General features: G+C 71.8%; 22 protein-coding genes, 1 tRNA gene, 1 other RNA gene and 1 pseudogene. 11 read left to right on the top strand and 14 right to left on the bottom strand.

Translation table 11 applies throughout. The features are described 5' to 3' along the window. Positions 1-34 precede the first annotated feature (34 nt). The 4 genes from HNR10_RS15140 to HNR10_RS15125 form a co-directional block, all read right to left on the bottom strand. Positions 35-1,072, bottom strand: a complete 1,038-nt coding sequence (locus HNR10_RS15140) for an iron chelate uptake ABC transporter family permease subunit (protein WP_179824149.1) — start codon at positions 1,070-1,072, stop codon at positions 35-37. A gap of 2 nt (positions 1,073-1,074) precedes the next feature. Next, complete coding sequence (locus HNR10_RS15135; protein ID WP_179824148.1) at positions 1,075-2,025, bottom strand: ABC transporter substrate-binding protein; 951 nt, start codon at positions 2,023-2,025, stop codon at positions 1,075-1,077. A gap of 185 nt (positions 2,026-2,210) precedes the next feature. After that, positions 2,211-2,295: transfer RNA gene (locus HNR10_RS15130), tRNA-Ser, on the bottom strand. 75 nt (positions 2,296-2,370) lie between these two features. Next, a complete protein-coding gene (locus tag HNR10_RS15125; RefSeq protein WP_179824146.1) occupies positions 2,371-3,711 on the bottom strand; it encodes a DUF2252 domain-containing protein in 1,341 nt (446 codons plus the stop codon). A 131-nt stretch (positions 3,712-3,842) separates the two neighbouring features. Here HNR10_RS15125 and ffs point away from each other — a divergent pair. Next, positions 3,843-3,938, top strand: an RNA gene (gene ffs, locus HNR10_RS15120) — signal recognition particle sRNA small type. A 97-nt stretch (positions 3,939-4,035) separates the two neighbouring features. Beyond that, entirely contained in the window at positions 4,036-6,300 is a 2,265-nt protein-coding gene (locus HNR10_RS15115; RefSeq protein WP_179824143.1) for a DNA polymerase III subunit gamma and tau, read from the top strand. A 22-nt stretch (positions 6,301-6,322) separates the two neighbouring features. Here the strand turns inward: HNR10_RS15115 and HNR10_RS15110 are convergent, their stop codons facing one another. After that, entirely contained in the window at positions 6,323-6,940 is a 618-nt protein-coding gene (locus tag HNR10_RS15110) for a TetR/AcrR family transcriptional regulator (RefSeq protein ID WP_179824141.1), read from the bottom strand. Between the two features lie 114 nt (positions 6,941-7,054). On the opposite strand from HNR10_RS15110, the gene HNR10_RS15105 reads away from it, so the two are divergent. Continuing rightward, complete coding sequence (locus HNR10_RS15105; protein ID WP_179824139.1) at positions 7,055-7,252, top strand: DUF6243 family protein; 198 nt, start codon at positions 7,055-7,057, stop codon at positions 7,250-7,252. Positions 7,253-7,298: 46 nt separating this feature from the next. On the opposite strand, the gene HNR10_RS15100 is transcribed toward HNR10_RS15105, so the two are convergent. Both HNR10_RS15100 and HNR10_RS15095 read right to left on the bottom strand, forming a co-directional pair. Next, positions 7,299-8,489 (bottom strand): rRNA adenine N-6-methyltransferase family protein, encoded by a 1,191-nt coding sequence (locus tag HNR10_RS15100; RefSeq protein WP_179824137.1) that lies wholly within the window; start codon positions 8,487-8,489, stop codon positions 7,299-7,301. Positions 8,490-8,594: 105 nt separating this feature from the next. Continuing rightward, the gene (locus HNR10_RS15095; protein ID WP_179824135.1) at positions 8,595-9,761 is read right to left on the bottom strand and encodes an alkene reductase; all 1,167 of its coding nucleotides are present in this window, start codon (positions 9,759-9,761) and stop codon (positions 8,595-8,597) included. A gap of 72 nt (positions 9,762-9,833) precedes the next feature. On the opposite strand from HNR10_RS15095, the gene HNR10_RS15090 reads away from it, so the two are divergent. From HNR10_RS15090 to HNR10_RS15070, 5 genes are all read left to right on the top strand, one after another. Next, on the top strand, positions 9,834-10,217 hold the full coding sequence (locus HNR10_RS15090) for a MerR family transcriptional regulator (RefSeq protein WP_179824133.1): 384 nt from the start codon (positions 9,834-9,836) through the stop codon (positions 10,215-10,217). 427 nt (positions 10,218-10,644) lie between these two features. Beyond that, positions 10,645-11,007, top strand: a complete 363-nt coding sequence (locus HNR10_RS15085; protein WP_179829757.1) for a YbaB/EbfC family nucleoid-associated protein — start codon at positions 10,645-10,647, stop codon at positions 11,005-11,007. A 176-nt stretch (positions 11,008-11,183) separates the two neighbouring features. Beyond that, positions 11,184-11,783, top strand: coding sequence for a recombination mediator RecR (recR, locus tag HNR10_RS15080; protein ID WP_179824131.1), 600 nt, complete (start codon positions 11,184-11,186; stop codon positions 11,781-11,783). A gap of 179 nt (positions 11,784-11,962) precedes the next feature. Beyond that, on the top strand, positions 11,963-13,234 hold the full coding sequence (locus tag HNR10_RS15075) for an aspartate kinase (protein ID WP_179824129.1): 1,272 nt from the start codon (positions 11,963-11,965) through the stop codon (positions 13,232-13,234). Continuing rightward, positions 13,231-14,292, top strand: a complete 1,062-nt coding sequence (locus tag HNR10_RS15070; protein ID WP_179824127.1) for an aspartate-semialdehyde dehydrogenase — start codon at positions 13,231-13,233, stop codon at positions 14,290-14,292. Before HNR10_RS15075 ends, HNR10_RS15070 begins: the two co-directional genes overlap by 4 nt. A gap of 15 nt (positions 14,293-14,307) precedes the next feature. Here the strand turns inward: HNR10_RS15070 and HNR10_RS15065 are convergent. Beyond that, a pseudogene (locus tag HNR10_RS15065) lies at positions 14,308-15,185 on the bottom strand (IS5 family transposase). A 243-nt stretch (positions 15,186-15,428) separates the two neighbouring features. Further along, a complete protein-coding gene (locus HNR10_RS15060; RefSeq protein WP_179824125.1) occupies positions 15,429-16,175 on the bottom strand; it encodes a GntR family transcriptional regulator in 747 nt (248 codons plus the stop codon). A 435-nt stretch (positions 16,176-16,610) separates the two neighbouring features. On the opposite strand from HNR10_RS15060, the gene HNR10_RS15055 reads away from it, so the two are divergent. Beyond that, entirely contained in the window at positions 16,611-16,982 is a 372-nt protein-coding gene (locus HNR10_RS15055; protein WP_376769791.1) for a PLD nuclease N-terminal domain-containing protein, read from the top strand. A gap of 117 nt (positions 16,983-17,099) precedes the next feature. On the opposite strand, the gene HNR10_RS15050 is transcribed toward HNR10_RS15055, so the two are convergent. The 4 genes from HNR10_RS15050 to HNR10_RS15035 all read right to left on the bottom strand — a co-directional run bounded on the left by HNR10_RS15050 (position 17,100) and on the right by HNR10_RS15035 (position 21,716). Next, positions 17,100-18,401 (bottom strand): dihydrolipoamide acetyltransferase family protein, encoded by a 1,302-nt coding sequence (locus HNR10_RS15050; RefSeq protein ID WP_179824122.1) that lies wholly within the window; start codon positions 18,399-18,401, stop codon positions 17,100-17,102. 14 nt (positions 18,402-18,415) lie between these two features. After that, the gene (locus HNR10_RS15045) at positions 18,416-19,429 is read right to left on the bottom strand and encodes an alpha-ketoacid dehydrogenase subunit beta (RefSeq protein WP_179824120.1); all 1,014 of its coding nucleotides are present in this window, start codon (positions 19,427-19,429) and stop codon (positions 18,416-18,418) included. A gap of 15 nt (positions 19,430-19,444) precedes the next feature. Then, the gene (gene pdhA / locus HNR10_RS15040) at positions 19,445-20,551 is read right to left on the bottom strand and encodes a pyruvate dehydrogenase (acetyl-transferring) E1 component subunit alpha (protein ID WP_179824119.1); all 1,107 of its coding nucleotides are present in this window, start codon (positions 20,549-20,551) and stop codon (positions 19,445-19,447) included. Positions 20,552-21,038: 487 nt separating this feature from the next. Continuing rightward, a complete protein-coding gene (locus tag HNR10_RS15035) occupies positions 21,039-21,716 on the bottom strand; it encodes a GntR family transcriptional regulator (protein ID WP_179824118.1) in 678 nt (225 codons plus the stop codon). Between the two features lie 752 nt (positions 21,717-22,468). Between HNR10_RS15035 and HNR10_RS15030 the strand changes: the two genes are divergently transcribed. Further along, positions 22,469-23,191, top strand: a complete 723-nt coding sequence (locus HNR10_RS15030) for a phosphatase PAP2 family protein (RefSeq protein ID WP_312889274.1) — start codon at positions 22,469-22,471, stop codon at positions 23,189-23,191. A gap of 45 nt (positions 23,192-23,236) precedes the next feature. Here the strand turns inward: HNR10_RS15030 and HNR10_RS15025 are convergent, their stop codons facing one another. Then, a complete protein-coding gene (locus HNR10_RS15025; protein WP_179824116.1) occupies positions 23,237-24,466 on the bottom strand; it encodes an FAD-dependent monooxygenase in 1,230 nt (409 codons plus the stop codon). A gap of 71 nt (positions 24,467-24,537) precedes the next feature. On the opposite strand from HNR10_RS15025, the gene HNR10_RS15020 reads away from it, so the two are divergent. Beyond that, complete coding sequence (locus HNR10_RS15020) at positions 24,538-25,149, top strand: TetR/AcrR family transcriptional regulator (RefSeq protein ID WP_179824115.1); 612 nt, start codon at positions 24,538-24,540, stop codon at positions 25,147-25,149. Positions 25,150-25,185 lie beyond the last annotated feature (36 nt).

Genomic DNA, 25,185 nt, shown 5'->3' with positions numbered 1-25,185 from the left:
GCGCGGGAGGCCCCGTTCCGGCGTGTGGACGCGCTCACAGGCCGCTCGCCCCGGAGCGGCGCACGAGCGCGATGAGGACCGGCGCCCCGACGAACGCGGTCACGACGCCGACCGGCATCTCGCTCGGCAGGACCGCGATCCGGCCGAGGACGTCGGACTGCACGACCAGCGTCGGCGCGACGACCAGCGAACCGAGGACGATGGCCCGCTGGTCCGTTCCCAGCGTCCACCGGACGAGGTGGGGGACCATCAGGCCGACGAACACGATGGGGCCGGCGATGGCGGTGGCGCCCCCGGCGAGCAGGGTCACGGCGGCCAGGACCGCCAGCCGGACGCGGCCCACGTCGACCCCCTGGGCCCGGGCCACGTCGGTGCCCAGGGCGACGGAGTTGAGGCCGGGGGCGACCGCGACCGCGACGGCCAGCCCGACGACCAGGAGGGGGAGGACCGGGAGCACGATGTCGAAGCCGCGTTCGAGCAGGCTGCCCGCGCTCCAGCCGCGCATGCGGTCGAAGGCGTCCGGATGGGTGAGGGTCAGCCCCGTGGTGAGGCCGGACAGGACCGCGCCGATCGCGACACCGGTGACCGTCAGCCGGGCGGGCCCCGCGGCGTCCCCGCCCGCGGAACCGACGCCGTAGACGACGACGGTCAGGACGAGCGCGCCCGCGCAAGCGAGCCACACGTAGCCCAGCGGGCTGGTGACACCGAGGAAGGTGATGCCCACGGCCACGAAGAACGCCGCGCCCGCGTTGACGCCGAGGATGCCCGGGTCGGCGAGCGGGTTGCGCGTGAAGGCCTGGATGAGCGCCCCGGCGACCCCCAGCGCGGCGCCGACGGCGAGGCCGGCCACCGTGCGCGGGACGCGCTGCTCCCACACGACGAAACGGGACTCGTCGGTCCCGCCGCCCGCCAGGGTGTCCACGACGGTCGACACGGGCAGGAGGTTCGCGCCGACCAGCAGCGACAGCAGCACCGCGGCACCGAGGAGGGCCGCCGCGCCGGCCAGCCGCGCCGGTCGGGAGCGGGGGACGGGCCCGGCCTCGCTCCCGACCGGTGGATGTACGGGTGGCACGCCTACTCCGACGCGGAGAGGATGCGGTCGAGGTCGTCGAGCACCGTCATCCCGCCGAGCGGGCCGACACCGGCGATCCAGAACGCCTGGTCCACCGTGTGCAGCTCCGGGAACGAGTCCTCGTTGGAGGTGATCGCGTCGGGGACGGCGTCGGGGGCGTCCACGTCGGCGGCCGTCACGAACACGTGGTCGGCCCGGGCGTCGAGCACGCGTTCGGGGGAGATGTCCAGGGAGATGTCCTCCCACTCGTGCTCCGGCGTGGTGAAGCCGGCGCACTCCAGGGTGCTGCCGGCGAAGGACGTCGGGCCGTACAGGGTCAGGACCTCGTCACGGGGCCGGATGAGCTGCGCGGTCATGCCCTCGGTGCCGTGGGCGTCGGCGACCTCCGTGCAGCGCTCCTCGTAGTCCGCGAGCAGCTCGGCGGCGCCCTCCTCGTCACCGAGGGCCCGGGCGACCAGCTCCACGTTCTCCGTCCAGGGGTCGGCCTGCGAGGCCATGAACACCGTGGGCGCGATCGAGTCGAGCTGGTCGAACAGGGCGGAGTGCCGTGACTCGGTGCCGAGGATGAGGTCGGGCTCCAGTGCGGCGATCTTCTCGAGGTTGGGCTCCGGGACCGTCCCCACCGACTCGATGCCGGACGCCTCCTCGCCGAGGTACGCGGGCGCTCCGGCGGCCTCGTCGAAGACCGCGGCGCCGACCGGGACCGCCCCGAGGGCGACCGAGGTGTCCAGCTGCACCGGTTCGAGGACCACGACGCGCTGCGGGTCCTCGGGCACCTCCGCCTCGCCGCGGGCGTGCTCGACCACGTGCGTGCCGGCCGCGCCGGCGTCGGCCTCCTGGGTTCCGGCCGGGTCGGCACTGCCGCATCCGGCGATCGCCAGGACGGCGGCGACCGGCAGGGGCAGGACGGTGAGGATGCGTCCGCGGGGGAGACCGGTTCCGGGGAGGAGCATGGGGTGTTCCGTTCGGCAGGGGATCGCGATGAGCATCGCGGAGTGCGACTTAGTGCAGCCTAACTTAGCAAAGCCTCACCTTGCCTGAGCAGCGCCCCCGCCCGTCGGCACACCCCCCGGACACGACGAAGGCCCCGACCGGGGTCCGGTCGGGGCCTTGACGTCTGCCCTGGTGGGGGCGTCCGCGGAGGATAGGGGATTCGAACCCCTGAGGGCTTGCACCCAACACGCTTTCCAAGCGTGCGCCCTAGGCCACTAGGCGAATCCTCCGCGCACAACTCTACATGCCGCCGGGGGGTGGTCCGAACAGGTTTCTCCGGGCTCCCCGGAGGGGCGCGGCCGGGCTCAGGCGCGGCTGGACCGGACGCCGCGGATAGCGTTGTTGCGGAAGGCGTCCACGAACAGCGAGTGGTCCGCCCTGGTCTGGGAGGCGTAGGCGTGCGCGAAGTCCGTGCACCACCGCGTGAACTCGTCCTCGCGGCCGTCGAGCACCGCCAGGACGGCCTCCTCGGTCTCCCACCCCACCAGGGTGGAGTCCGCGTGCGAGTCGGACACGCAGTGCGCCTTGGCGGTCGCGCGGCCCAGGTAGTCCAGGACGGGGGCGATCTCGGAGGGCTCGGTGAGCCGGTTCCAGTCGAGGTCGTTGGTGTAGGGCGAGACCTCGGTCACCACGAAGCCGGCGCCGTCGATCTCCGTGTGCCCCAGCAGCGGGTCCGCGTGGGCCTGGAGCGCGCGCTGGGAGACCGCCGTGCGGTGCCCGTGGTGCTCGAAGGACGCCATGATGTGCTCGTCGGTCACCACCCGGGACGGCGCGGCCACGTTGCCCTGCTTGACCGACAGGACGACGTCGTTGTCCCACGCCTCGGACAGGCCCTCGATGAGCAGGCTGTAGGCCGGCAGGCCCGCGGAGCCGATACCGAAGCCGCCGCTGCCCACCACGTCCTTGACGGAGTAGTTGCGGGGGTCGAACCGCAGGTCCTCGGGGATGGTGTGCAGGTAGCCCTCGTAGGCGGCCAGGACCTTGTCCCGCTCCTCGTCGGACAGGCGGCGCACCCGCGGCCCCTCGCTGAAGCGGCGGTCGTAGCCGTGGCGCTCGGTCATGGACGTGAGCATCGCCGCGCGGCTGTGGAGTCGGGCGTTCTGGAGCACGTCGTGCACGGTGCCGTCGGTGTTGTCGAGCTTGAGCGAGAACTCGGAGTCGCCGCCCTCGGTCGCGAACTGCCGGACCTGGTCGGCGTAGGAGCGCACGCAGCGCGCCACGAGGGTGCCGATGTCGTCGTCGGACAGGGCCTTCTGCCAGCCGAGCAGCGCGATGCTGGCGACCAGGCGCAGCACGTCCCACGTGAAGTGGCCGAGGTAGGCCTCGTCGAAGTCGTTGACGTCGAAGACCAGCCGGCCCGTCGAGTCCATGTACGTGCCGAAGTTCTCCGCGTGCAGGTCGCCCTGGATCCATACGCGCGAGGTGCGCTCGTCGGACCACGGGTCGGGCATGTCGGCGACGTCGGCGTAGAACAGCGCGGCGCTGCCCCGGTAGAAGGCGAACGGGTTGGCCGCCATCTTGCGGAACTTCACGCGGAAGGCGGACGGGTCGCTCGCCATCAGGTCGGCGAAGGCGGACTCCAGTGTGTCCACGATGAACGCGCGGCGCTCGGGGGAGTGGTCTGTGGCTCCGTGGAAGTCGTACATGGCGCCCATCATCGCCGGGATCGTCCTGATCCGCGACGGATCGGGGCAGTACGGGAAACGGCGTGGGAAGCGGTGGGGGAAGCGGGACCGGAGGGGTTGCCCGAGCAGTCGGGGGTTCGGATAGACTCGGGGCAGACCCCTCGTGCGGCGTCATCCTATGAACCTCCCCAGGGCCGGAAGGCAGCAAGGATAAGTAGGCTCTGGCGGGTGCGCGGGGGGTCCTTCTCGTTTCTCCGACCCCTCCCGTTCGCAGGATCCGGCGCGAGCTGTCGCTGCTTGAGGGTTGAATGGACCTGTGGCAGGGACCAGGGGAGTGATCACGCCGTGAGCATCGCGCTGTACCGCAAGTACCGGCCCGCGACATTCGGTGAGGTGCGCGGTCAGGAACACGTGACCGACCCGCTGCGCCAGGCGCTGCGCAGCGGCCGGATCAACCACGCCTACCTCTTCAGCGGCCCGCGCGGCTGCGGGAAGACGACGAGCGCGCGCATCCTGGCCCGGTCGCTGAACTGTGCCGAGGGACCCACACCGGACCCCTGCGGCGTCTGCGACTCCTGTGTGGCGCTGGCGCCCGACGGCGGCGGCAGCATCGACGTCATCGAGATCGACGCCGCGTCCCACGGTGGTGTGGACGACGCCCGCGACCTGCGCGAACGCGCGTTCTTCTCGCCGGTCAGCTCGCGCTACAAGATCTACATCATCGACGAGGCGCACATGGTGACCCGCGAGGGTTTCAACGCGCTGCTCAAACTCGTCGAGGAGCCCCCGCCGCACCTGAAGTTCGTGTTCGCCACCACCGAGCCCGAGAAGGTCATCGGCACGATCCGCTCGCGGACCCACCACTACCCCTTCCGGCTCATCCCGCCGAGCACGCTCAAGGAGCTGTTCGAGGACCTCCTCAAGGAGGAGGGGATCGCCTACGACCCCGCCGCGCTGCCGCTCGTGGTGCGCGCCGGCGCCGGGTCGGCGCGCGACGGTCTGTCGGTTCTGGACCAGCTCATCGCCGGATCGGGCGAGGACGGCATCACCCGCGAGGGTGCGGTCTCGCTGCTCGGCTACACCGATTCCAGCCTGCTCGGCGAGATGGTCGACGCCCTCGGCGCCCGCGACGGCGCCGCCGTGTTCGGCCTCGTCGACCGCATGGTCGAGGGCGGCCACGACCCCCGCCGCTTCACCACCGACCTCCTGGAGCGCGTCCGCGACCTGGTCATCCTCGCGGCCGTGCCCGACGCCCTGGACAAGGGCCTGATCAACGTCGCCGCCGAGGCGGCGGACCAGATGAAGCAGCAGGCGGCCCGGATGGGGCCCGCCGAGCTGACGCGCGCGGCGGACATCCTCAACCAGGGACTGACCGAGATGCGCGGCGCCACCGCGCCCCGGCTCCTGCTGGAGCTGATGTGCTCCCGCATCCTGCTGCCGGGGACGGACGGCGACCAGGGCGTGGCGCTGCTGGCGCGCCTGGAGCAGATGGAGCGCCGGGTCGCCTCCGGTGCCATCGCCCCCGCGGCCCAGCCGACGGCCGTCGCACCGGCCACGGCCGCAGCGGCTGCACCGGCTCCCGCGCCCGCCGCACCGGCTCCCGCGCCCTCCACGGCTCCGGCCGTTCCCGCCGCACCGACCCCTGCCGCTCCCGCCGCCCAGCCCGATCCGGCGCCCGAGCGCCCGGCCCCGGCGCCCGCGCGGCCTCAGGCGGACCCGGCTCCGCAGGCACGGCCCGAGCCGACCGGTGAGCCCGACGGCTGGTCGGACGCGCCCCGTTCCCGCGCCGCCGAACCGCCGTCGCGCGCCGCCGCCCAGCCCCAGGCCGCCCCCTCGGGCGGCGCCCTGGACCTCGGCCGGATCCAGGCGGCGTGGAGCCAGGTCCTGGAAGCGGTCAAGGGCCGCCGCCGCTTCACGTGGATGGTGCTCTCCGGCAGCGACGTACGCCCGGTCGGCCTGGAGGGCAACGCGGTCCTGCTCGGCTTCTCGCGCCCCAACGAGGCCAAGGGCTTCACCAACAGCGGCAGCGACCAGGTCGTCGCCGCCGCCATCCAGCAGGTCCTCGGCGTGGAGGTCCGGGTGGCGCCCTCCGGTGGCGGAGGGAACGGCGGCGCCCCCGCGCGCCGGCCCGAGCCCGCGGCGCGGCCCGTCGAGCCCACCGGCTGGGACACACCCGCCGCGCCCGCGCCCCAGTCGGCCCCGGAACCGGCCCCCGCGGCCGAGCGCGCCGCCGACCCGGAGCCCGCGCCGAGCCCCGCTCCCGTGGACGGGCCGGCACCGGACCAGGCCCCGTCCCGCCCGACCGGTCCGCCCGCGGACCGTATCGTGACCGGACTGACGGAGCCGCCGCCCGACCCCTTCGAGGACGCCGCGGCCGCGCCGCCGCCGGAGTACTCCTCGCCCGAGCCCGCACCCTCCCGGCCCGCCGCCCCCGAGCGGAGGCCGGACCCCGCGCAGCGCCCCGAGCCTCCGTCGGCTCCGGGGGCTCCGGGCGCGTCCGGGGGTTCGACCGGACGTCCCGCGCCCGCGCCGGGCGGCCCCTCGCTCATCGAGACGGAGCTGGGCGGGCGCGTCATCGAGGAGATCACGCACGAGGCCCCCGAGCTCTGACGGCGTCCGGGTGGCCGTTCGGTCAGGGGCGCAGGGCGCGCAGTGCCAGGTCGACGAGCACGTCGACGTAGTCGTGGGTGAGCGGCGCGGTGCGCAGCAGCCACCGGTGGTGCAGCGGTCCCGTGAGCAGTTCCACCGCGACGTCGAGGTCGGCGTCCGGGGAGATCTCCCCGGCCTCGCGCGCGCTCCGCAGCCGCTCCTTGTAGGCCCTCATGTGAGGGCGCAGCAGGTCCTCCGTGACCGCCCGGGCGAAGTCCTCGTCGTGCTGGACCTCGGCGGTGAACGCGCGGCTGATCCGGTCCGTCTCGGGGGTGTTGTACTCGTCCACGGTGGCGCGCAGCACGGTGCGCAGGTCGGCGGCCAGGTCGCCGGTGTCGGGCAGGGGTTCGGAGTCGCCGCCCGCCTCCCGCTGGAACACGTCGAGCACCACGGCGGCCTTGGACGGCCACCAGCGGTAGATGGTCTGCTTGCCGACGCCGGCCCGCGCGGCGATGCCCTCCATCGTCATCCGCGCGAACCCGACCTCGCCCATCAGGGCGGCCGCGGCGTCGAGGATCGCCGTGCGCGCGCGCTCGCTCCGGCGCCGGGGGTCGGGGCCTCGGCGGGTCGGCGTCCTGTCGGGTGCGGTGCTCTCTGCCATGCGTCCCACGGTAGCGGCCGAAAAATGACGAGACGTATCGTCTTGGCGCGGATAGACTCATGTCGGCACACACCAACACGAGACGAATCGTCTTGTCGGCGAGAGGAGATCCGCGTGGCCAGGAACAGCGACAACCTTCTGGGCATGGGCGGGCAGCGCAACACGGTCTCCCGGTCCGCCCTGCGCGGGACCAGCGGCGGGACCAAGGGCGGCCCCAGCGCCGACGCCCGCGAGCGCAAGCAGGAACTCCTGCGCAAGCTCCGCGAGAAGAACAGCTCCGCCGAACCCGGGGAGGACGGGGGTCAGGAATGACCCCTCCGCGTCGGCCCCCGCCTCCACGGGCGGGGGCCGACGGCGTTCACACCGGCCAGGACCTGCGCCCGGGCTCGTCCAGCCACACCCGGTGCGAGCCGTCGGGCTCGACCGACAGTCCGAAGCGGGTCGGTTCCGGCTCGCCCAGCCGTGACCACTCGTCCAGGGCCGCCTCGAACTCGTCCCAGATGCTCCTCGGGCCGCCCTGCTCGATCATCCACGAGGTGCCGTAGGGGTAGACGCGCACCCACGACGTGCCGGCGTGGTCGCACACCCACATGCCCGACCCCGTGCCGATCCAGCGCCGGCGGACCCGCCAGTCGCCCACCATCACCGACAGCGCGAACGCCGACGGGAACGACATCAGCGGCGCCACCGGGTCGGCCTGGGTGAGCCGGTACTCGTCGGGCTGCTGTCCCGAGTCCCGGACCGGCGGATACGGCGGCCCGGGTACCCGCAGCGGCACGAAGCCCACACCCGTGTGGAAGCGCCCCACCGCGGTCCCGTTCGGCGGCACCTCCACCCTGGTCAGGACGCCCGCCCCCTCCAACAGCCCCCACGGGCACACCACCAGGCCGTTCGGCCGCACCTGTTCGAGCCAGGCGGGCGGGACCCGGCGCACACCGCAGGTGGACAGGATCCGGTCGTAGGGGGCGCGCGGGGCGTAGCCCTCATAGCCGTCGGCCGCGTGGACGGCGGGCGTGTGCCGCCAGTTCCGCAGCGCGCGGCGCGCGGCCTCCGCCAGCCGCGGGTCGATCTCCACGGACGTGACCGCGTCGTCCCCCAGCAGGTGGGCGAGCAGGGCGGTGTTCCAACCGGTCCCGGCGCCGACCTCCAGGACCTCCTGGCCGGGGGCGAGGTCGGCCAGGCCCAGGAGGCGGGCCAGCACGGTGGGCGCGGAACTGCACGACGTGGCCGCGTCGGGGTCGTGTTCGGGTGCGCGCGGTGCGGGCATCCCCTGGCGCGGGGTCGGGGCCGCGGCGGCATCCGGACGCCGGTCCGACCCGGGGCCCTCGACCCGGGTGGCGACCGCGTTGTCGGTGTACACGGCCGCCAGCCAGCGCTCGGGGTTGCCGGTCGCGTTCAGGGCGGCGCCCTGGGCGGTCAGGGCACCGGACTCGGGGATGAACGCGTGCCGGGGGACCGAGCGGAAGGCGTCGATGAGCGCGGCGTCGGTCAGCGTGCCGTCCGTGATCATCGCCTCGATCAGTGCCGAGTGGCGTTCTCTGGCGGTCAACACGTGGTCCCCCGTGACTGTCGGTGACTTCAGTGGGGCCCGCGGGCCCTCACCGGGACGGTTGTGCCCAGTGGGACACCTTTTCAACCGACAGTGATATTAGCCCTACTCTTTGTTCTTTTCGCTGGTGGAAGCACCTGCCGGGAGGGTCGGTGTCCCGTTACTCCGAGGGTAGTCGACGTACCCCCGCGGGCCCGAGGTGTAGTGGAACTCCCTTTCCCTGATCGATGCCCAGGGGATGCCCGCGGCGAGGCGTTCCACGGCGTCCGGGGTGGAGATGAAGGGCCGGCCGACCGAGACGAGGTCGGCGCGCCCCTCGCCCACCAGGCGCGTCGCGCTCTCGGGCGTGGTCTCCTCGTGCTCCCCGGTGTTGCCGACGAGGGTGCCGCTCCAGCGCGGGCGCAGGTCGGCCAGGGCCGGGTAGACGGGGTCGTCGGTGAGGTGGAGGTAGGCCAGGCCGAGCGGGTCGATCGCGGCGAGGAGCGCCCGGTGGACGGTGGCCGGGTCGCGCTCGACCATCTCGCCCTCCGGGTTGCCGGGGGAGAGCCGCAGGCCCACGCGCTCCGCCCCGACGGCGTCGGCCACGGCCTCCACGACCTCCACCGCGAACCGGATCCGACCGGTGGTCCCGCCGCCGTACTCGTCGGTGCGCAGGTTGGTGTTGTCGGCGAGGAACTGGTGCGGCAGGTAGCTGTTGGCGCCGTGGATCTCCACGCCATCGAACCCGGCGCGGACCGCCGCGGAGGCGGCCTCGGCGTGCTCGGCCACGGCGGCGTGCACCTCGGCGCGGGTCATCGCGCGCGGGGCGACCGGTGCGACCTTCCCGTCGAGGGTGTGCACCAGGTGGGTCCGGGACACCGCGGACGGTGCCAGGGGGACGCCGCCGTCGTGCCGGTTGGCGGGGTGGGCGTTGCGCCCGGCGTGCATGACCTGGGCGAAGATGCGGCCCCCCGCCGCGTGGACGGCGTCGGTGACCTCGCGCCAGGCGTCGACCTGCTCATCCGTGTACAGGCCGGGCTGGGTGAGGTACTGCTGTCCGGTCGGGCTGGGGGAGATCCCCTCGGAGACGATGAGCCCGGCGCCGGCGCGCTGGGCGTAGTAGGTCGCCATGAGGGGAGTGGGGACGGCGTTCCGGTCGGCGCGCATGCGCGTCATCGGTGCCATCACGACCCGGTTGGGGAGGGCCAGCGCGGGCAGCGCGTACGGATCTAGGAGGGGGTGGCCGGACTCGGTGGTGTGCGGGGCGGCGCTCAGGGCGCTTGTCGTCGTCATGCGCCCAGGCTAAAATCTCACATGAATGTCAGTTTCAAGGGTTAGTGGCGCACATCACGTTCAGGGGTGGTCATGCGGATCGGCGAACTTTCCCGGCGCACGGGCGTCAGCCCGCGTTCGCTGCGCTACTACGAGGAGCAGGGCCTGCTGGCCTCTACCCGCACGGCGGGCGGACACCGCGAGTACGGCCCCCTCGCGGTGGAACGCGTCGACCGCATCCAGTGCCTGTTCGCCGCCGGGCTCTGCAGCGCCACCATCCATGAACTCCTGCCCTGCATCTACGCGCAGGAGCGCGGTGACCCCGCGCCGGACCTCCTCGACAACCTGCGCGAGGAGCGCACGCGCATCGCCGCCTCCGTCGAACGCCTGGAGCGGAGCCTGGCCGCGCTGGACGCGGTGATCGACAACGCCCACCCGTCGCCCGCCATCGCCCATGCGGGCGCGGAGCGTGGCTGATGGGCTACCACCCTCAACGGACGGCCTCCGGCCGCGGCCCTTCCCACCCGTCGCCCGCCATCGCCCATGCGGGCGCGGAGCGCGGCTGATGGGCTACCACCCTCAACCGACGGCCTCCGGCCGCGGCCCTTCCCACCCGTCGCCCGCCATCGCCCATGCGGGCGCGGAGCGCGGCTGATGGGCTACCACCCTCAACGGACGGCCTCCGGCCGCGGCCCTTCCCACCCGTCGCCCGCCATCGCCCATGCGGGCGCGGAGCGCGGGTGATGGGCTACCACCCTCAACCGACGGCCTCCGGACACCACCCCCGTCCGTCGCCCGCCGACCGGGACCGCCGGTGAGCGGTTACGCTCACAGGCAGAGCGACACGACAAGCGAGAGCCAGCACCAAGAGTGCGGCGAGGAGACGGCCGTGAACCCTGGCGGAATGGACATGCAGGCCCTGCTCCAGCAGGCCCAGCAGATGCAGCAGCAGCTCGCGGAGGCCCAGGAGGCCCTGGACGAGGCGGAGGTCGAGGGCACCTCGGGAGGCGGCCTGGTCAAGGTCAAGCTGAGCGGGCGCGGACAGGTCGAGGACATCACCGTCGACCCCAAGGCGGTCGACCCCAGCGACGCCGAGGAGACGGCGCAGACCGTCGCGGACCTGGTCCTGGCGGCCATCCGTGACGCCGAGGCCCAGGTCGAGCGGCTCCAGCAGGAGAAGATGGGCCCGCTCGCCGAAGGCCTGGGCGGTGGCGGTATGCCCGGAATGCCCGGTGGCGGCGGCATGCCGGGACTCCCCGGCTTCTAGCCCCTCCGGAGCACGTGCCCCGTGCGGCGTCCCGGCCCAGCCACCACCGGCCGGGTCGCCGGCGGGCGGGTCGGTGGGCGGCGGACTCGGCGTGCGCAAGAGGTCGCCGCTCCCGATACGGTGGGAGCAGGGACGACGGACCTCCCGACCAAAGGGTCCGGACCGACGGGTAGGCGATGTACGAAGGCGCGGTGCAGAATCTGATCGACGAGCTGGGGCGTTTGCCCGGCGTCGGTCCGAAAAGCGCGCAACGCATCGCCTTCCACCTGCTGTCCGCGGAGCACGCGGACGTCAAGCGCCTCGTGAACGCGCTCGTCGAGGTCAAGGAGAAGGTCCGCTTCTGCTCCGTGTGCGGCAACGTCGCCGAGGACGAGCAGTGCCGGATCTGCCGTGACGCGCGCCGCGATACCGCGGTCATCTGCGTGGTCGAGGAGTCCAAGGACGTCGTCGCCATCGAGCGGACCCGCGAGTTCCGGGGGCGCTACCACGTCCTCGGCGGCGCCATCAGCCCCATCGAGGGCGTCGGACCCGACGACCTGCGGGTCAAGGAGCTCATGACGCGCCTGGCCGACGGCCAGGTGACGGAGCTCATCCTGGCGACCGACCCCAACCTGGAAGGGGAGGCCACCGCGACCTACCTGGCGCGGCTGGTCAAACCGATGGGCCTGAAAGTGACCCGGCTGGCGAGCGGACTCCCCGTGGGCGGGGACCTCGAGTACGCCGACGAGGTCACTCTGGGTCGCGCCTTCGAAGGCCGTCGCAGCCTCGAGTTCTAGCTCACACTTCGCCGTAATCCGGGCGAAACGTGAGTAACCTCCGTTCGATCGGGTAGGCCCGAGCGCTGGTGTGTCACGTCCCCGTGCGCTGCGTCCCAGGTCGGACCGGGTGCAGAAGCCGGGCGCTGACTACACTCCCTAGTAATTGTCTTGATCCCAACTCCTCAGGAGCATCGATCGTGGCCCTAATCGTGCAGAAGTACGGTGGGTCTTCCGTGGCAGACGCGGAAGCCATCAAGCGAGTAGCCCAGAGGATCGTCGCTCAGAAAAAGGCGGGATATGACGTCGTCGTCGTGGTCTCTGCCATGGGCGATACCACTGACGAACTGTTGGACCTGGCCGAACAGGTCTCCCCGATGCCGCCCGCCCGTGAGCTCGACATGCTCGTCACCGCCGGTGAGCGCATGTCCATGGCGCTGGTCGCGATGGCCATCGAGAACCTCGGTTACGAGGCACGCTCCTTCACCGGCTCCCAGGCCGGTGTGATCACCACGTCGCTGCACGGCAACGCGAAGATCATCGACGTGACGCCGGGTCGCATCCAGGAGGCCGTGGACGAGGGTGCGATCTGCATCGTCGCCGGTTTCCAGGGTGTCTCGCAGGACACCAAGGACATCACCTCGCTGGGCCGCGGCGGCTCGGACACCACGGCCGTGGCGCTCGCCGCCGCCCTGAAGGCCGACGCCTGCGAGATCTACAGCGACGTCGACGGTGTCTTCACCGCCGACCCGCGCATCGTGCCGAGCGCGCGCCGGATCCCCAAGGTCTCCTACGAGGAGATGCTGGAGATGGCCGCCTGCGGGACCAAGATCCTGCACCTGCGCTGTGTCGAGTACGCGCGGCGCTACAACATCCCGCTGCACGTCCGCTCGTCGTTCAGCCAGAAGCCCGGTACCTGGGTCGTTTCGGAAGTCGAGGAAAGCGAAGGCATGGAACAGCCGATCATCTCCGGAGTCTCCCACGACCGGAGCGAAGCCAAGATCACCGTCGTCGGTGTGCCCGACAAGGTCGGTGAGGCCGCGACGATCTTCAAGGCCCTCGCGGACGCCGAGATCAACATCGACATGATCGTCCAGAACGTGTCGGCGGTCTCCACCTCGCGCACCGACATCTCCTTCACCGTGCCGAAGGAGTCCGGCAAGACCGCGATCTCCTCGCTCAAGCGGGTGCAGGAGAAGGTCGGCTTCGAGTCCCTGCGCTACGACGACAAGATCGGCAAGGTCTCGCTGATCGGCGCCGGCATGCGCTCCTACCCGGGCGTCACCGCCCGCTTCTTCGACTCGGTCGCCGGTTCCGGCACCAACATCGAGATGATCTCCACCTCGGAGATCCGCATCTCGGTGATCGTCGAGGAGGACCAGATCGACGCGGCCGTGCAGGCCGCCCACAGCGAGTTCCAGCTCGACTCCGACCAGGTCGAGGCTGTCGTCTACGGAGGTACCGGCCGATGAGCAAGCGACTTCCCACCCTGGCCGTCGTCGGCGCGACCGGCGCCGTCGGCACCGTGATGCTGGGCATCCTCAGCGAGCGCGAGAACGTCTGGGGCGAGATCCGCCTGGTCGCCTCCGCGCGCAGCGCGGGCAAGGTCCTGCGGGTCCGCGGCGAGGACGTCGTGGTCCAGGCCCTGACCCCCGAGGTCTTCGACGGCGTCGACGTGGCCATGTTCGACGTACCGGACGAGATCTCCAAGGAGTGGGCGCCGATCGCCGCCGCGCGCGGCGCGGTCGCCGTCGACAACTCCGGCGCGTTCCGTATGGACGCCGACGTGCCGCTCGTGGTGCCCGAGGTCAACGCGGACCAGGTCCGCAACCGTCCGCGCGGCATCATCAGCAACCCCAACTGCACCACGCTGTCGATGATCGTGGCGATCGGTGCCCTGCACCGGACCTACGGCGTCAAGGAACTCGTGGTCTCCTCCTACCAGGCCGCCTCCGGCGCGGGCCAGGAGGGCATCGACGTCCTGCGCGACCAGATGGCCGCGGTCGGCGCCGACCGGAGCCTGGCCGAGAAGGCGGGCGACGTGCGCGAGGCGGTCGGCGAGCTCGGCCCGTTCCCGGCGCCGCTGGCCTACAACGTCGTGCCGTGGGCGGGTTCGCTCAAGGACGACGGCTGGTCCTCGGAGGAGCTGAAGGTCCGCAACGAGTCCCGCAAGATCCTGGGCCTGCCGGACCTGCGCGTCAACGCCACGTGCGTGCGCGTGCCGGTGATCACCACGCACTCGCTGGTCGTGCACGCGACCTTCGACAGCGAGGTCGCCGCCGACGACGCCCGCAAGCTGCTGGGCGAGTCGGACGGCGTCCAGGTCCTGGACGACCCGGCCAAGGCGGAGTTCCCGACCCCGGCCGACGTGGTCGGCACCGACCCCACCTGGGTCGGCCGTATCCGGCAGTCGCTGGACGACCCGGCGTCGCTCGACCTCTTCCTGTGCGGGGACAACCTGCGCAAGGGCGCCGCGCTCAACACCGCGCAGATCGCCGAGGTCGTCGCCAAGGAGTTCACGAAGGACTAGGGCCTGTTTGGAAAGTCAGAGCCATTCGTTGATGGCAGCGATCTGGATGGTGGCCTCGTAGCGAAGGGCGAGCTTGTCATAGCGCGTGGCCACCGCCCGGTTGCGTTTGAGCCGGTTGATCGCGCACTCGACCGCGTGCCGGGCCCGATAATCGACCTTGTCGAAGCCGGGCGGGCGCCCGCCCCGACCCCCTTTGCGCTTGCGGTTGCGCACCCGGTCGGCAGGCTCGGGAATAGTCGCCTTGATCTTGCGTCTGCGCAGGTAGGCACGGATCTTCTTCGAGCTGTAGGCCTTATCCGCGCGCACCCGCACCGGCCGGGTGCGCGCGGGCCCGCTCCGCCCGTGCCCGGCCACCCGGATACGTTCCATGACCGTCTCGAACTGGGGGGCGTCCCCGCGCTGGCCGGCTGTGACCACCACCGACAGGGGCTTTTGGCGCTGCTCGCAGGCCAGGTGGATCTTCGTGGTCCACCCGCCCCGCGAGCGTCCCAGCCCATGGTCGTCGGGCTCGTCCGTTCCGTGATCTTCCCGGTCCCCTTTTTCGCGGCTCCGGCGGCGTGCTGGTGGGCGCGCACGATGGTGGAGTCGACGTTGACCTGCCAGGTGATCAGGCCCGCCGCGTCGGCCAGGGCGCGCAGGGCGTCCAAAATTTGGGCCCAGGTGCCGTTGCGGGTCCAGCGGCGGAAGAGGTCGTAGACGCTCTGCCAGGGGCCGTAGCGTTCGGGTACGTCGCGCCAGGGAGCACCGGTCCGCACACGCCAGCGGATGCCGTTGATCAGGGTGCGCTTGGAGTGCGAGGGCGGACGGCCGGTGGCCGGCACGGGCAGGAGCGGTTCGAGCACAGACCATTGGGCGTCGGTGAGGTCACCGCGCCCGGGGCCGGGTAGGGTCACAGCGAAGCCTTCGGTGGGCTTGGTCTTCTTGGTCGTTGACTCATCTACCGAAGGCTTCGCCTATGTGCGGGGCGACACGCCTGGCGTGACCGGATCGGTGCTTTTGCCCCTGATCACACCAGTTACCAAACAGGCCCTAGCTCCAGACCCCACCACAGCCGGAACGCACGCGGGAACCGAGAGGGTTCCGGCGTGCGTTCCGGCTGTGTGCGCCGGGCCCGGGCCGCGGTCCGGACCCCGCGGTCAGGGGTCGCCGCGGTGCTCGGCGGGGTGCTGGGAGCGGGCGAGGCTGAGCTTGTAGAGGAGCCGGCACTGCTCGGCCGCCCCGATGAGGTCGGAGGTCTCCACTGGCCGGCTGCCGCAGTAGTGCGTGCGCTCCACCACCAGGACGGACCGGCCGGGGGCGGCGCCGAGCAGGGCGGCCTCCGAGTCGCGCAGCGCGCGCACGCCCACCTCCTCGATCACCCGGTCGACGTGGTGGCCGGCGGCGCCGAGGCGGTCCAGGAGACCGAGGTCGGGGGACGCGTCGAAGGGGGTGCGCAGGGTGCCCACGGTGAGGGCGGCGGGCTCCCACGACAGGTGCAGGGTGATGGGCAGGTGCGTGGACAGCCCGCGGGAGGTCGTGCGGTAGACGGGGTCGCCCTCGCGGATCCGGAGCCGCGCGCTGAGCGGGGCGGGACTGCGCTCCTGCTCGGTGCCGATCACCTCGCGGCTGAGCTCGCCCAGGCCGGAACCGGAGGAGGAGTCGGTCCGGCAGAGCCGGAACTGCTCGGGCTCGGACCGCACGAAGTACCCGGAGCCGGGACGGGCCTCGACCAGGCCCTCGGTGACCAGCAGCCGCAGCGCGGTCCGGGAGATCTGCTCGCTGACGTGGTAGCGCCGGGCGAGCCTGGTGCGGGAGGGCAACCGCGTTCCGGGGGGCATCTCACCGCGCAGGATCGGTCCGCGTAGCTGCTCGGCCAACCAGAGGTAGCGGGGTTGCCGGCTCACTGTCACCGGGCCCCGGGCGAGGGGTCCTCCGCCGGCGGGCGGGCTCTGCGGTGCGGAACGGCCGGGCGGTCGAGTCGGTGGTCACGGGTGGCCGCGCCACCACCGTTTCCGGTGCCGGCTCCGGGACGGAGCGAGGGAGTGAACCTGCCAGATCGCCGACGATCGCCCATGGTCACCAGTAAAGCAGCGGAAAAGCCTGGTGGGGGGCGCTACGCGAAAGTCGTCGCCGGAATCCGCGTCACGGCCAGTGATTCGGAACCGGGTTCCGCGGTCGGAGAAACGCCCGAAAGTGTCGAAATGTGGGGAGAGGCCTACCCTTCACATTACTCTGTGCTCCAATACGGTCACTGTGAGTTTGGGGGAGTCATGGACATCGCGCTCGCGCAGGGGGTCGCGCACGAACTCGCGAACAACGTCGACGACAGCGTCGTGTGGATGAGCGGGATCATGGGGGTGATCTTCCTCGTCATCGCCCTCGCGATGCTGGCCCTCGTCATCTGGGCGATCGTCTCCACCCTCCTCGACTCCGACCTCACCGCGGGCGGCAAGCTCCTCTGGATCGTCTTCGAGCTGTGGACGCCGCTGCTCGGCGCGATCGCCTGGCTGGTCGTCGGCCGCCGGGGACACCTCAACCGGCTGCTCGGGATCGACAAGGGCCGGGCCCGGCACTCCGTTCCGACCAGCGTGGGACAGCACAGCGACGTGGCGTCCCGGTCGGCCCCCGACCGCGCGCAGGCGGAGGAGTACCCGCAGGGCTCCGGTTTCCGGAGCGACCGCCAGGACCAGACCGGGCTGGGCAACGCCTGAGCCGCGGCGCGACCTCCGTCCACAGCCTGTGGACGGAGGTCGCGCGCGATCGGAGACCGCCGCACGCGCGACGCCCCGGCCGGGAAGCCTCCCGGCCGGGGCGTCGCGCGTGCGCTACTACAGGATGATCCGCATGGGCTCCTCGAGGATCTCGGCCAGATCCTTCAGGAAGGCGGCGCCGACGGCGCCGTCCACCGCGCGGTGGTCGACCGAGAGCTCCAGGGAGATGCGGTTGCGCACGGCGACCTCGCCGTCCACGACCACGGCCTCCTGGCGCATCGCGCCGACCGCGAGGATCGCCGCCTCCGGCGGGTTGATGACCGCGGAGAAGCTGTCCACGCCGAACATGCCCAGGTTGGACACGCTGAACGTGCCGCCGCTCATCTCCTGCGGCTTCAGCTTGCCGTCACGGGCCTTGCCCGCCAGCTCGCGGGTGCGCGTGGAGATCTCCGACAGCGTCGCCTTGTCGGTGTCGTGCAGCACCGGCACGACCAGGCCGGCGTCGACGGCCACGGCCACACCGACGTTCACCCGGTGGTGCTGGAGCAGCTTGTCGTCCACCCACGAGGTGTTGACGGCCGGGTGCAGCTTCAGCGTGGTCGCGCAGGCCTTGACGATCAGGTCGTTGAAGCTGATCTTGGCGCCCGTGCTCGCCAGCTGCTCGTTGATCTGGGCGCGGAAGGCCTTGAGGGCCTCGGCGTCGATCGTGCGGCGCAGGTAGAAGTGCGGCACCTGCTGCTTGCTCTCGGTCAGGCGGCGCGCGATCACCTTGCGCACGTTGCTGACCTTGAGCTCCTCGGAGGCGCGCCCGTCGTCGAAGGCCGGAGCCTGCGCGGCGGGAGCCGCCGCGGCCGGCGCCGCGGGAGCGGCGGCCGCCGGAGCCTCGGCGGCGGCACCGTTCTTGGCCGCGGCCTCGATGTCGGCGCGCACGACCCGGCCCTTGGGGCCCGAGCCCTGGATCCGGGTGATGTCGAGGCCGTACTCCTTGGCCAGGCGGCGGGCCAGCGGAGAGGTGCGCGGACGCGGCCCCTCGCCGTCGCCGGACGCACCGGACTCCTCGGCCGCCGGAGCGGGCGCGGCGGGCTCGGCCGCCTCGGTGGGAGCGGGCTGCTCGGCCGGGGCCTCCTCCTTGGCGGCGGGCTCGGTGGGGGCGGCCGGAGCCGAGTCCGCCACCTCCGCGTCGGGGGAGTCGGCGATCACACCGATGACCGCGCCGATCGGCACCGTGTCACCCTCGTTGACCGACTGCTTGACCAGGAAGCCGTCCTCGTAGGCCTCGTACTCCATGACGGCCTTGTCGGTCTCGATCTCGACCAGGACGTCACCGGCGGCGACCTTGTCGCCCACCTTCTTGACCCACGTGCTGATGACGCCTTCCTCCATGGTGTCGGAGAGGCGCGGCATCTGGATTTCGCTCATGCTTGAAACTCCCTCTACCCGACCCGTTTGCCGACGGCGCTCAGGGTCTCCTTGATGGCGGTGCTGATCGACTCGACCGACGGCAGGGCCGCCGTCTCCAGCGGCTTGGCGTAGGGCATCGGCACCTCGGCCATGGCCACGCGGCGGACCGGGGCGTCCAGGTAGTCGAAGGCCCCCTCCTGGATCGAGGCGGCGATCTCCGCGCCGATCCCGTAGGTCAGCCAGTCGTCCTCGCAGATCACCGCGGCACCGGTCTTCTTCACCGAGTCCACGAACGTCTGGCGGTCGAGGGGCCGGAGGCTGCGCAGGTCGACGACCTCGACGCTGATGTCCTCCTCGGCGAGCTTCTCGGCGACCTGGGTGGCGACCATGGCCATCCGGGAGTAGCCGATGAGCGTGATGTCACTGCCCTCACGGGTGACACCGGCGCGGCCGATCGTGGCCACGTTGTCGTTCGAGGGCTCGGCGTAGCCCTCGGGGACCTCTCCCTTGGAGTTGTACAGGCCCAGGTTCTCCAGGAACAGGACCGGGTCGTCGTCGCGGATGGCCGCGCGCAGCATCGACGAGGCCTCGGCGGGGGTGCTGGGCGCCATCACCTTGAGGCCGGGGATGAAGGAGTAGAACAGCTCGATGTTCTGCGAGTGCGTGGCACCGAGCTGCTGGCCGCCGCCACCGGGGGTGCGGATGACCATGGGGACGCTGGTCTGGCCGCCGAACATCCCGTAGATCTTGGCGGCGTGGTTGATGATCTGGTCGATGGCGATCAGCGAGAAGTTGATCGTCATCAGCTCGACGACCGGGCGCAGGCCCAGCATGGCCGCACCGATCGCGGCGCCGACGAACCCCTCCTCGGCGATGGGGGTGTCCTTGACCCGCCGGGGGCCGAACTCCTTGAGGAGGCCCTCGGTGATCTTGTAGGAGCCCTCGAAGACGCCGATCTCCTCGCCCATGACGAGGACGTTCTCGTCGCGGACCATCTCGGCGCGCAGCGTGTCCCGCAGAGCCTGGCGGTATGTGATCACAGACATGTGCTCGTTCCTTCTCTACTCTGCGAACACCGGGTCGGCGGGCATGCGCCGCGACTCGTTGGGCACCGGGCTGGCGTACGTGTAGTCGAAGAGGGTGGACACGTCCGGGTGCGGGCTGTTCTCCGCGAAGTCGGCGGCCTCGGCGACCTCGGCCTTGACCGACGCGTTGATCTCGTCGCGCTGCTCGTCGGTGAGCAGGCCCGCCTTGGCGAGCTTCTCGCCGAAGATCCGGATCGGGTCGTTCTCCTCGGACCGGGCCTCGTCCCGCTGCTCCTCGGTGCGGTACTTGGCCGGGTCGACGACGGAGTGGCCCTTCTGCCGGTAGCTCCAGGCCTCCAGCAGGAACGGCGTCTGCTCGGTGCGGGCGCGCTCGATGAGGCGGCTCGCGGTGTCGCGGACGGCCAGCACGTCGCGGCCGTCCACGCGCTCGCCCTCGATGCGGAAGGCGGCGCCGCGCTTGTACAGATCGGGCTCGGCCGAGGACATCTCGACGGTGGTGCCCATGCCGGTGAAGTTGTTGATCACCACGAACACGATGGGCAGGTTCCACAGCTTGGCGATGTTCAGCGACTCGTGCCAGGCGCCGATGTTGGTGGTGCCGTCGCCCATCTGGCACATGACGACCTCGTCGCCGCCCCGGTAGGAGATGGCCAGCGCCGCACCGGTGGCCAGCGGGAGCTGCCCGCCGACGATGCCGTACCCGCCGAGCATCCGGGTCTCGGTGTCGTACATGTGCATGGAGCCGCCCCAGCCCTTGGACACGCCGTCGGAGCGCCCGTAGAGCTCGGCCATGACCCGCTTGGGGTCCATGCCCTTGCCGATCGCGTACCCGTGGTCACGGTAGTTCGTGAACAGGTAGTCGCGCTCCTGGAGGGCGGTCATCAGTCCGACGACCGTCGCCTCCTCACCGAGGTTGAGGTGACAGTAGCCACCGATCCGGGCCTGCGTGTAGGCCTGGCCGGTGCGCTGCTCGAACTGCCGGACGAACACCATCTGGCGGTAGTAGTCGAGCAGCACCTCCGGCTTCTCGTCGCCGAGGCCGGGGGAGGTGTCCTTGCGGCCGCGCCGCCGGGACGCTGAGGCCCGGGCGGTGCCGCCCTTCGGCTTGGCCGTGTCAGCCATGGTGTGCCTTTCTTCGTGCGAGAGGCCTCCCGTCCCCGTCCTGTGGGGCGGGTACGCGGGGCCCGTCGTGGCCGCGCTGTCGGGCGCGGCCGTGACGTGCGACGCCACCGGGCTCAAACGGTGGCGACGCTCTTGTGGCTGTTGCGGGGCGCGTCCCGGGGACCGTGGCTCGTCCTCCCCGGACGCGAAGCGCTGATGGGGTCTGGTGTGCAGTTGTCGCCCGGACCCCTGACCGCATTGCTTCCCGGTCTGTCCTGCCCTATGCATGTGCCTGTCGGCGTGGCAGTGTCGGGCGCGAGGGTTCGTCCACCGGCCGGATGAACGACTCCGCCGCCCGAGGGGCACGCGCGTGTCCGTGTGACGTGCGTCGCGCATACTCTACGGTCTGATCGATGATCGATCAATACGACTTTACGGTAGATCACCGAAGTTCGGTGCGACGGGGCCGGTCAGGCGCATACGGCGCGGAGCGGACGGTCCACTGGGCTCAGCCCGTGCCGCCGTGCGACTGCAGCGCCGCCTCCACGTAGTTGAGGACGTGGTCGCTGAGCATCTGGCCCACCCGGGGATCGCCCTCGCGGAAGGCCCGGGTGATCTGGTCGTGGTCGGCGGCCTTGGCGTGGAGCTGCATGTTGAGCCAGCGCACGGACAGCGCGGTCCACACCTCCACGCCCAGCGACTCCCAGGTGTGCAGCAGCACGCTGTTGTCGGCGGCGCGCACCACCTCGCGGTGGAACTCCACGCTGTGCCGGATCTGCTCGGAGACGTCGCCCCGCGCGGTCGCCCGCTTGAGCGCCTCGACCTCGTGTTCGAGCCGGCTCGCGTCCTCGGCCAGGCGGGGCGCGGCCAGTTGGGCGGCGACGAGCTCCAGGCCGGCGCGGACGGGGTAGATCTCCGCCATGTCCTGCACCCCGAACGCCCGCACGCGGGCGCCCTTGTTGGGCACGGTCTCGATCAGGCGCAGGGTCTCCAGCTCGCGCAGGGCCTCGCGGACCGGCGCCTGGCTCACCTTCAGCTCGGTGGCGATGCGGCGCTCGACGATCCGCTCGCCGGGCTTCCAGCGGCCGGACAGCAGACCCTCGACCAGGACCTGCCGGATCTGTTCCCGGAGCGGCTCACGCGCCAGCTTCGAGGGATCATCCGGCAACCGGGGCAGGTCGACCATCCAGGGCCCTTCCGTTCCTCGACTCTCACGCGCTCCGCGCGCCGGCCGGTCCTCTCCACGTCGTACAAGCTCCTTGAAGAGTGCCACACGCGCACGGGTCGAGCGGACCCCAGGCCTCGAAGCGCTAACGGAACGCTCACGAAACGGTCGCACAGCGGTGAACCGTCGCGGTCGACTCCGGGAGCGGCGGGCAAAGTCCGTGGTGGAAGGGTCACACTTGGTCGAGCACGGCCCCACTTGGAAGGAGTGTCCAGGTAGGCTCATCTGTCGGCAATGTCCGCCTCCTGCCGTGGGTGATCGGTCTCACGGAAGGCGGATCCGATGAGAGCGCCCTGACCTGCGCATACGAGTACAGACCGGAAATCGGCGCCCGACGCGCCGCCGACCGGTCGCCTTGGACGTCGAGCCTGCCAGCGGCCGGACACGAAAACGTGAACCGGTCCGAAGGTTCGACCGTCGAACGGGGTGAGGCGGTACCACCGCCGACCACACGCATCCCGAGTCGGCCCTGAGGACGTCAGGATCAGTTCCAACAGCATCGGCTGGCCAGTGCCCCCGCGCTAACCAAGTGCCACAGGCAAGCCCACGACATGTGAGACAGCACTGAGCACATGACGCACTCTTCGCGGACCCGGCACCTGCGGTCCAGGCAGTTCACGCAACCACATGACAGACAGGCCCCGGTCGCGGGGCCCTACAGCGGGCCGATCCCGGTCGTCCGCGTACGGAACGACGCCCCGGGGCGACCCGTCGTGCGCGCGGTCAAGTGGCCGAGTGTGAGCGAGATCGCATGGGGCCTGGCCTCGGACCGGATCGCCATCATGCTGGCCGTGGCGCTCATCGTGATGACCATGCTCGCGGCGGGGCCGCTCCACCCGGTCGACAACTTCCTCAACGAACTGCCCAGGCCCTTCTACGACCTGCTGCGCGAACCGCTGATCTTCTGGCCGGACACCGTGGCCTCCCGTATGGTCGCGCTGCCGGTCCTGGGGGTCACCGCGGTCCAGCTGGCGTACTGGCACCGAAGTTGGCGGCCGATCGTCCTGGGCGCGGTCGGGGTGTTCGGCATGATGTCGTTCGTCTCGGTCATCAAGCTCGCCTCCAGCCGGGGGCACGCCAAGAACTTCGACCCGGACTTCTTCGCCGGACCGGGCAACGTCGCCTTTCCGTCCGGCCACGGGGCCAACGCCATCCTCATCTACGGGCTGGTGCTGTTCCTGATCATCAGGTTCGGCGCGGCCCGGCCGCACGTGATCCGCGGGCTGGCCTTCTGCATCGTCGGTATCGCGCTGCTGCAGTCGACGGTCTCCATCTACCTGCACTTCCACTGGTTCACCGACCTGGTGGCGGGGATGATCGCCGGCGGGTTCGCGCTGCGGGTGACCATCCGTCTGGACCGGATGTTCCCGCACGGGCGCACGGTGGAGTGGTGGCCCTGGTACGGGGAGGGCGCCCGGGTCGCCGCCGAGCGCTGACCCCTGGCGCGGGCCGCGTCCGTCGGCGACCGGAGGGGTACGGGGTCAGTCGGCGGGCGGGCGCCAGCCGAAAACGTCCTCCAGCGGGCCGTAGAACAGGGACGGGGCCACCCGGTCGAGCAGGCGGATCCCGGTGTCGCGCAGGGCGCGGGCCATCGGGTGGCGCAGGGAGCTCATCCGGCCGACCGCCGCGGAGCGCCGCACCAAGCCAGCGGCACGCGGCAGGCGTGCCGCCGTGTACGCCGCCAGGGCCTCCCGCAGGTCCGTGTCCGCCGGGCCCGCGCCGACCGCGTGGGCGAGGGTGACGGCGTCCTCGACCGCCATGCACGCGCCCTGGCCGAGGTTGGGGGTCATGGCGTGCGCGGCGTCGCCCAGGAGCGCCACCCGTCCGCTGTGGTAGGCGGGCGGCGGGTCGGGCAGGTGCCAGACGTCGTTGCGCAGGACGGCGCCGGGGTCGGCGTCGGCCAGGACCTCGGGGATCGGGTCGTGCCAGTGGCCGAAGCGCCGGACGAGTTCGGCGTGCTCGTCGGTCGAGGGTGGCAGCCCCTGCCCCTCGCGTGGCGCCGCGGGGCGATGGTGGGTGACGGGTCGGGAGGGGGTTCCGGCGAGCAGCCGGGCCATGGCGTAGAAGTACGTCCCGCCGGCGGCGAGGGGCATCAGCCCCACCAGTCCCTCAGGGCCCCAGGACTCGCCCGCCTCCTTCACCGTGACGCCCGGGGCGATCACGCGCCAGGTCGTGCTCCCCGAGTAGATCGGGCCGGGATGGCCCGCGGCGGGCGGGAAGAGGCGTGCGCGGGTCCGTGACCGGACGCCGTCGGCGGCCACCACCAGGTCGGCCGTCCGCTCGCGGCCGTCGGCGCGGACACGGGCGGGGCGGACGGGGCCGCCGGGATCGATCAGCTCGGCCTCGGCGGAGGTGTGGACGAGTTCGGCCACCGGACCGCCGCCCAGCAGGTCGACCAGTTCCGCGCGCGGCAGGACGACGATGGTGTCGCCGAAGCGCCGCCGCAGGGCCTCCGCGTCGGTGGGCAGGATCCAGCGTCCGCGCCACGTACGGATCCCCGCCGAGCCGACGGCACCCCGGGAGCGGACCGCGTCGCCGAGGCCGAGGGTGTCCAGGGCACGCAGCGCGTTGGGTGCCATGGCCAGGCCCGCGCCGAGGCCCTCCACCGCCTCGGCCCGTTCGAGGACCCGGACCCGCCAGCCGCGCCGGGTGAGGGCTCGCGCCGCGGCCAGCCCGCCGATCCCGCCGCCGATGATCACTGCCGTTCGCATGCCGACTCCGATCTCTACACCTGTAGTGCCTGTACTCTACAGGTGTAGAGATCTTTGTGGGAGGGCGCTGTATGCCGCAGACGGGCACGCGGGCGGAGCTGATCGCCCGGACGGCGCTGGAGCTGATCGCCGAACGGGGGCTGCGCGGGCTCACGCACCGGGCGGTGGACGAGGCGGCGGGGCTGCCGGCCGGCTCGACCTCGTACCACGCCCGCACCCGGGCCCGGCTGATCGAGGCCGCGTTGACCTGGCTGGTGGAGCAGGAGGAGTCCGAGCCCTCCCTGCGGGAGCTGCGCGCGTCCGGGGCCGGAGCCGGACGCGCGCCCGACCGCGCCACGGTGGCGAGCCTGGGGGCGGACTTCCTCCACACGGCGTACACGCGGGACCGGGCGCGCTCGCTGGCCCGGTTCGAGCTGGCGCTGGAGGCCGGGCGCAGTCCCGAACTCCGCGAGGTCTACGACCGGTTGGGGCTCCGGTTCCGCCGGATGATCACGGGCCTGATGGCGGCGCTGGGGTCGGCCGAGCCGGAACGGCACGCCAGAGTCCTCGCCCACTGGAGCGAGGGTGTTCTCTTCGACGCGCTGGCGGGCGCCGGCTCGGCGTCGCCGCCCTCGCCGGAGGAACTGCGGGCCACCATCCTGACGCTGCTGGACGGACTGCTGGGGGCGGACCCGCACCGCTGAACGGGTCCGCCGGGCCGGTGCCGTCGGTCATGTGGC

Source organism: Nocardiopsis aegyptia, from assembly GCF_013410755.1.
Taxonomy (GTDB): Bacteria; Actinomycetota; Actinomycetes; order Streptosporangiales; family Streptosporangiaceae; genus Nocardiopsis; species Nocardiopsis aegyptia.
Note: the sequence above shows the minus strand (reverse complement) of the source record. Positions and strands in the feature narration are given on the sequence as shown.